The following is a 7,140-nucleotide window of genomic DNA, read 5'->3' on the forward strand; positions in this document are numbered from 1 at the left end:
TTGGTGTCATCATTCAAACAGCTTATTCCTGGCTATAAGACAACTGCCCACTACGCCGGCTCTTTCGCCCAGCTCCGACATCACCAGTTGCGTATCGTTGTTCACAAGGTTGAGCGAATATTTATTGATAGCGCTTTTGGCCGGGAGGTAAATATAATCGCCGGTTGAAGCAAGCGTGCCGCCGAGTATCACCATCTCTGCATTGAGTATATTGATCAGTATGGCTATGGCCCTCCCTATCTTTTCGCCGATTTCTGCCAGCAGGTCTATGGACAGCATATCTTCTTTTTTGGCAGCTTCAATGATATCATTCAGCCTGATGTCTTTTTTCGTATTCACACCGGATTTTACACCCTGTTTTGCTTTCTCCAAGAACAGCCGCAGCAGTGCACGTCCTGAAGCCTCCGTTTCAAGGCACCCTTTTTTACCGCAATGGCACAGTATTTCATTGTCAAAGAAGGGTATATGCCCGATCTCGCCGCTAAAGCCTGATTTGCCGTAGTAAACTTTTCCGTCTATCAGTATGCCCAGGCCTATGCCGTAATCAAGATTTAAGAACAGTACGTTCTTCTCATTCTTTACAATGCCCTTGTGAAACTCGCCATAAGCCATAGCGCGTGAATCATTTTCTATAAAAGTGATTAGGCCGGTTTCTTTTTCTATGATAGATGACAAAGGGTCTTCATTGAAATTGAAATAGCTGTAGCTGATGCCGCTCCTTGAATTAATACGCCCGCCCAGGTTAATGCAAAGAGAAAGAATCCTGTTTTTGGAAATGCCTGTTTCTTCAATAAAATTTTTTATTTGGGTAATGATGGCATTAAAACAAGCTACTGTATTCTCCAGTTGAAAAGGTATTTTCATGTTTACCTTTACCATGTTTTTTTTAAAATCAAGCAGGCCGATATTGATGTAATAGCTTCTTACGTCTACGCCGATAAAATAGCAGGAGTCGGCCACCAGGCCATACATGCTTGCCGGCCTGCCACCGGTAGAATCTATTTTGCCATAATCTTTAATGAGCCCTTCCTGCGTAAGTTCGTTGATAAGCGCAGCAACGGTTGGCGCGCTAATATTGATAGCCTGTGACAGCTCGGCAATGATGGTTTCACCGTTTTTATCAAGGTAATTGATGATCTTTCTCTTACGCGCTTTATTTTTATAAGCAACGCCGGTTACCGGCTGTTTGGAAAAAAACTCAAATAACTTTTCTTTTTCTTTGCTCATTCTCTAAGCTTTTATCTTACAAGATAGCAACAAAATCTTACAACGGCTGCACCAGATCCAGGAACCATTCTTTCACCTCACCCTCTAAAGCGGGCGATAGTTTTTCTTCGCACCTTTTATGATAATCGTTAAGCCAGTTGATCTCTTCCTGTGAAAGTAATTCCTTCACAATAATATTTTTGAAGAAGGGGCAGATGGTCAGCGTTTCAAATTCGTAAAACTGTCCGGATATAGTTTTCTCTGCTTCTTTTACGGCTACCAGGTTTTCGTGCCTGATGCCGTATTCATTTTCTTTATAAAATCCCGGCTCGTTAGAGCATACCATGCCCGGAATAAGCTCCTGCGGGTTCATGTCTTTGCGTATGTTCTGCGGGCCCTCATGTACATTCATAAAACTCCCTACGCCATGGCCTGTGCCGTGCGCGTAATCTTTGCCATGCATCCATAAAGGCAGCCTGGCAATAGCATCCAGGTGTACGCCCTTGGTGCCTTTTGGAAATTTGACCATAGATAAACGTATCATGCCTTGCAGCACCAGGGTGGCATCTGTTTTAAATTCTTCCGATACATTTCCCAGCGCCCATGTACGTGTAATGTCGGTAGTACCTTCCAGGTATTGCCCGCCGGAATCAATTAAAATGCTGCCTTCGGCATGAACCTTTTTGCAGCCTTCTTTTTTGGGAGCATAATGTACAATAGCGCCATTGCCGCGGTAGCCGATAATGCTGCCAAAGCTTTCGCCCACAAAGTTTTCGCCCTCTGCGCGGAAGCTACGCAGTTGCTCAGCAATTGAAAATTCATCCATCTCCTCCCGGCCCGCAGCGTGGGTAAGCCAATACAGGAATTTTACCATGGCCACTCCATCGCGCTGCATCACTGTTCTGAAGCCTTCCAGCTCGGTTTCGTTTTTAATGGCTTTCATGAGATTGCCTGGCACCGCAGCTTTGATAAAGCTATTCCTGTTTTTTAAAGCATCAAAAATAGCCTGGTTGCTGTTGGGCGATATCAATATTTTCTCATCATGAAAGTTTTGCAGGTAAGGGAAAAAGTTTGTGTACTCCATGATTTTTACCCCGGCATCGGCCATAGAGGCTTTAGCTTCTTCATGCATTTTTTCAGGATCGACAAACAATACTGCATCGTTTTTTGTAAGCACGATGTAGCTTAAAAATACCGGGTTGCATTCCACATCACTTCCCCGGAGATTAAGCGTCCACGCCACATCGTCCAGGCTGGAAATGATGTGTGCAGTAGCTTCCAGCGCATCCATTTTGCTGCGGATGTCTGCGAGTTTTTCTTTTACAGATCTGCCGGCACGCTCAACGGGATGCACATAAACCGGCTGTTTTTCTGCTGCTGCCTGCCTGTTGGTCCAGATGTTTTTGAGTAAAGGTTTGTCTGCTACCTGTATATTTCTGGCAGACAATTTCTGTTGCAGGTTTTCCCAGTTGGTGTTGGAGGTTGCAAGTGCGTTTACCGCCACGGTTCCCGATTCAGGAACTTCATTTTTAATCCACTCAATATAATCCGGGGTGCCTTCAACGCCGTCTTTCATCAATTCTATGCCGGAGCCTTCCAGTTCAATGGGCGCCTGTACAAAATACCTGCCGTCTGTCCACAAGGCCGCTTTGTTTGCGGAGACTACTATAAAGCCTGCAGAGCCCGTAAAGCCTGACAGCCAGCGTCTTTCCTGCCATTCTTCCGGCAGGTATTCACTCATATGCGGGTCGGCTGAATAAACAACAAATGCATCAATATTTTCCTGCTGCATAGCCTGCTGCAACAGGGTTATTTTTTCTTTAGTAGTCATTTTTAAACAATTAAAATCTGTAAGAAGAACTATTGTAAAACCGGTCAGGCATGCGCCATTAAGAAATCTTTTACCTCGTTGAAGTCAGGATTTATAACAACGCTGTGCTTTTCTTTTTTAAATAGATGTTCTGCACGGTGCGGCACCGGTACTCCGATTTTAAGCTCATGCTGAATCACATCGGGAAACTTTACGGGGTGGGCGGTCTCAAGTATCAGCCCTTGGTCCTGCGGATGCGTTTCCAGGTATTTTCTCAGGGCAATGAATGCAACAGCTCCATGCGGGTCGAGCAGGTAGTGCTCCCTGTAATAAATATCCCGGATGGTATCTTTGGTAGTTTCATCATCCACGCTGATGCTGCTAAGCACTTCTTTAAGCGATGAAATATTTTCGTTGAATATTTCAAGTATCCTTACAAAGTTGCTTGGCTCGGCAATGTCCATAGCATTGGAAACCGTTGATACTGCGGGTTTCGGGTCATAGCTGCCGTTTTGCAGGAAGCGCGGTATGGTATCATTTACGTTGCAAGCAGCAATAAAGTGTTTTACAGGCAGGCCCGAAATGTGTGCCAGTATGCCTGCGCAGATGTTGCCGAAGTTGCCGCTGGGTACGCTGATTACAGGCGGCTCTGTATTCTGGTTGATCCATTGGGTATAACCGGTAAAGTAATACAACTGCTGTGGCAGCCATCTTGCTACGTTGATAGAGTTGGCCGAAGTAAGTTTTAATTTTTTGTTTAAATCCTCGTCAGCAAAAGCCTTTTTTACCAGGTCCTGGCAGTCATCAAAAGTGCCTTTTACTTCAAGCGCCGTAATGTTATTGCCGCCGGTAGTAAGCTGCAATTCCTGCACGTGGCTTACTTTTCCCGAAGGGTAGAGGATTACCACGTTTACATTGTCAATACCTTCAAACCCATTGGCTACGGCGCCGCCGGTATCTCCGGAAGTAGCAACCAGCACCGTAGTTTTGGTGTCACTGTTCCTGTTGAAGTAGGCGAGACAGCGGCTCATAAAACGGGCCCCTACATCTTTAAAAGCAAAGGTAGGGCCGTGAAACAATTCCAATGAATAGATGTTTTCATTGATCTTCATTAGCGGAAAAGGAAAGTTGATGGTGTCACGCACTATATCTTCCAGCACATTGTCCGGCAGCGAGCCTGCAACATAAGGCTTCATCACCTCTACACCGATCTCTTCTTTTGAATGCCTGCCGATATACTTCATAAAATCTGTGGAAAGACGTGGTATCTCCTGCGGGAAATATAGCCCTTTGCCGGAGCCTAAACCTTTTAACGTAGCTTCTTCAAAGCTCACAACTTCAGCTTGATTCTTCAGGTTGTAATATTGCATGTATGGGTTGTACGGTTTTTTTTATAATTTAAATCATAGAAGTATAGGAGGCAGCAATTTACTAATTACTTACCACTTTAACGCCTTCTTTGTTGATCTGCGACATATACGTATAGAAATCTATGCCCAGGTTGTGGTAAATGTTTTGCATTACGGCAGCTACGTCTTTGGCTGTCTGTTCATTTTTACTCAGCATGAAAATTGATGGCCCCGAACCCGATATGCCTCCGCCCAACGCGCCTGCCTGCCTGCATTTTTCTTTCACCTCTGCAAAGCCCGGTATCAGTTGGCTGCGTATTGGTTCAATAATCACATCTTCGAGGGAGCGGCCGATAAGATCGGGATCCTTATTGCAAATGCCGGCTACCAGCCCGGCGATATTTCCCCATTGCCTGATGGCACTTTTCAGTTGTACATTCTGCCTGAGCACCGCTCTTGCATCGGCTGTACGTACTTCTATCTGCGGATGTACGATAGTGACGAAAAGATCGGGCGCATCCAGCGGGATCACATCCAGCGGGCTGATAGAACGGATAAGTGTAATGCCGCCGTAAATACAGGGCGCCACATTGTCTGCATGCTTTACGCCGCTGGCAACTTTTTCGCCGAACATAGCGAAGCGCAATAAATCGGATTTGGGAAAGCGGTTTCCCAATAAATGGTTTGCTGCAACTACGGCCCCTGCTGCACTCGCCGCACTGGAACCTATGCCACTTCCGGGCTTGATGTGCTTGTGAATGAGTATTTCAAAACCCACCTCCTCATTAATTTCCCTGAGCATCTCAATGATGGGAGCGCCCGCTGTATTCTCTTCAGGATTCTCGGGCAAAGGATAACCATCAGCGCTTTTGATAATAATTTTTTTTTCGTGCAGCAAACGCACTTCCATTTTATCTGCCGGATCGCTGAGGCATAAACCCAGGATGTCAAAACCACAAACCAGGTTGGCTACTGTACCCGGCGCATATACAACACAACTTTTACTCATTACAAAATTTTTCTAATCATTCAGGAAATCGTCAATATCACGGCGGTCACGTTTAGTAGGCCTGCCTATCTTACTCAGCCGCTTACCGGTATGGAAACTGGAAGTGAGGAATTTCATTTTTTCCAGTTCTTCAGCAGGCGTAAGGTCTATATAATTTTTTATTGCTTCGGAATAAGCTACACGTTTATCGATAATGCCCGAAACTTTTATTACCCATTTACGGCTATCGGTTTTTACTTCGTACTCATCGTTGAGGTTCACGGCTCTGGAAGCCTTTACTGCATCTCCATGCAATCTTACCCTGCCTTTTTCACATGCCTCCGAGGCCTGGCTTCTTGTTTTAAAAATACGTATAGACCACAGGTATTTATCAATTCTTACTTTATTCTCCACACTCATATATCCTCCGATTTATTTTTTACCCATACGGATAATTTTACCCGAGTCTGTGACAGCGTAAATGGCGCCATCGGGCCCTTCTGTCAGGTCTCTGAATCTTTCATTCATATCCTGCAACAGCCTTTCTTCTCCGGTAACTTTGTTATTTTCTATTACAAGGCGTACGATGTGCTGGCCGCCCAACATGCCAATGAAAAAATTATTTTTCCATTCAGGTACCGTATTGCCGGCATAAAATGCAGAACCACTTGGCGACGGGCTGGGATCCCAGTAGTAAACCGGCTGTTCCATTCCTTCTTTTTGGGTAATGCCTTGGCCAATGGTTTTACCGCTGTATTCCACGCCATAGGTAATGGTTGGCCAGCCATAGTCTTTGCCGGGCTTAATCAGGTTTACTTCGTCTCCTCCCTTGGGCCCCATCTCAGTTTCCCAAAGTTCGCCGGTTACGGGATGAAAGTCTAATCCCTGCGGGCTTCTGTGGCCGTATGAATATATTTCTGGCTTTGCATTGGGCGTATTCAGGAAAGGATTTCCCGGAGCAGGTTTGCCTTCTTTAGTGATCTTAAATATTTTGCCCAATCCGGAGCTGAGGTCCTGTGCCTGCATTCTGCCTTCCATTACTGAGCGCTCACCAACTGTAGCATAAAGATAGCCCGATTTGTCAAAAGCCAGGCGGCAGCCATAGTGTAAAGTGCTTTTAAAATACGGTTCTGCCCTGAAAATCACGAAGGGGTTTTCAATGGTTTTTTCATCGCCGGATATCCTGCCTCTGGCTATTGCGGTAAGGTTAAGGTCGTCGTCTCTTTTTTCAGAATAGGCCCAATAAATCACTTTGTTGTTGGCAAAGTCCGGATCGAGGGCTACATCCAGCAGGCCGCCTTGCCCGCGTGCGTCCACATCGGGAAAGCCGGTAATTTTTGACAACAATTTTCCCTCAGCAGAAAATATCTGCATGAAACCGGTTTTATCAGTTACCAGAAACCTATTGCCCGGCAGGTTGATGATTGCCCAAGGCTTGCCGATGCTTTCGGCCAGCACTTTTGTTTCTATGGGAGTGGTGGTCTTTACGCCATTGATCCTGGTTTGTCCTGCGAAGGCTGGTTTATAGGCAGGCGTGTTTGGCGGATTTGTTTCTACGGGTGGCAGGTTTTTACCGGTAGTATCATTTATGGTTGTGTTTTCAGCCTGTTTATTTTCCCTGCAATTGGAGGAAGACATTGTGATGAATGCCCCAAGAGCCAGTGTAGTGATAAAAAGAGTTTTCATGTGTATATTTTATTTGTTTTTCAGTTGTCACATGGAATAACCATCTTTTTTAGATTCAATATTCATTCCCGGTTGGTATAGATTCTTAATCTTTATGGTTA

Annotated in this window: 6 protein-coding genes; all 6 read right to left on the bottom strand. The window is 45.3% G+C overall.

All coding sequences use genetic code 11. From position 1 onward, the window contains the following. Positions 1–9 precede the first annotated feature (9 nt). Positions 10–1,227, bottom strand: coding sequence for an ROK family transcriptional regulator (locus OD355_RS09740; RefSeq protein ID WP_263038281.1), 1,218 nt, complete (start codon positions 1,225–1,227; stop codon positions 10–12). A 37-nt stretch (positions 1,228–1,264) separates the two neighbouring features. Next, entirely contained in the window at positions 1,265–3,037 is a 1,773-nt protein-coding gene (locus OD355_RS09745; RefSeq protein ID WP_263038282.1) for an aminopeptidase P family protein, read from the bottom strand. A gap of 44 nt (positions 3,038–3,081) precedes the next feature. Further along, entirely contained in the window at positions 3,082–4,386 is a 1,305-nt protein-coding gene (gene thrC / locus OD355_RS09750; RefSeq protein ID WP_263038283.1) for a threonine synthase, read from the bottom strand. 61 nt (positions 4,387–4,447) lie between these two features. Then, positions 4,448–5,374, bottom strand: a complete 927-nt coding sequence (locus OD355_RS09755; protein WP_263038284.1) for a homoserine kinase — start codon at positions 5,372–5,374, stop codon at positions 4,448–4,450. A 12-nt stretch (positions 5,375–5,386) separates the two neighbouring features. Continuing rightward, complete coding sequence (locus OD355_RS09760) at positions 5,387–5,773, bottom strand: RNA-binding S4 domain-containing protein (protein WP_263038285.1); 387 nt, start codon at positions 5,771–5,773, stop codon at positions 5,387–5,389. A gap of 12 nt (positions 5,774–5,785) precedes the next feature. Beyond that, entirely contained in the window at positions 5,786–7,039 is a 1,254-nt protein-coding gene (locus OD355_RS09765) for a PQQ-dependent sugar dehydrogenase (protein ID WP_263038286.1), read from the bottom strand. Positions 7,040–7,140: the final 101 nt, after the last annotated feature.

Source organism: Haoranjiania flava, from assembly GCF_025631005.1.
GTDB classification, from domain to species: Bacteria; Bacteroidota; Bacteroidia; order Chitinophagales; family Chitinophagaceae; genus Haoranjiania; species Haoranjiania flava.

Bases quoted from the DNA above. Each gene is read 5' to 3' on its own strand.
- OD355_RS09740 (WP_263038281.1), bottom strand. From the start codon at position 1,227: ATGAGCAAAGAAAAAGAAAAGTTATTTGAGTTTTTTTCCAAACAGCCG.
- OD355_RS09745 (WP_263038282.1), bottom strand. From the start codon at position 3,037: ATGACTACTAAAGAAAAAATAACCCTGTTGCAGCAGGCTATGCAGCAG.
- thrC (WP_263038283.1), bottom strand. From the start codon at position 4,386: ATGCAATATTACAACCTGAAGAATCAAGCTGAAGTTGTGAGCTTTGAA.
- OD355_RS09755 (WP_263038284.1), bottom strand. From the start codon at position 5,374: ATGAGTAAAAGTTGTGTTGTATATGCGCCGGGTACAGTAGCCAACCTG.
- OD355_RS09760 (WP_263038285.1), bottom strand. From the start codon at position 5,773: ATGAGTGTGGAGAATAAAGTAAGAATTGATAAATACCTGTGGTCTATA.
- OD355_RS09765 (WP_263038286.1), bottom strand. From the start codon at position 7,039: ATGAAAACTCTTTTTATCACTACACTGGCTCTTGGGGCATTCATCACA.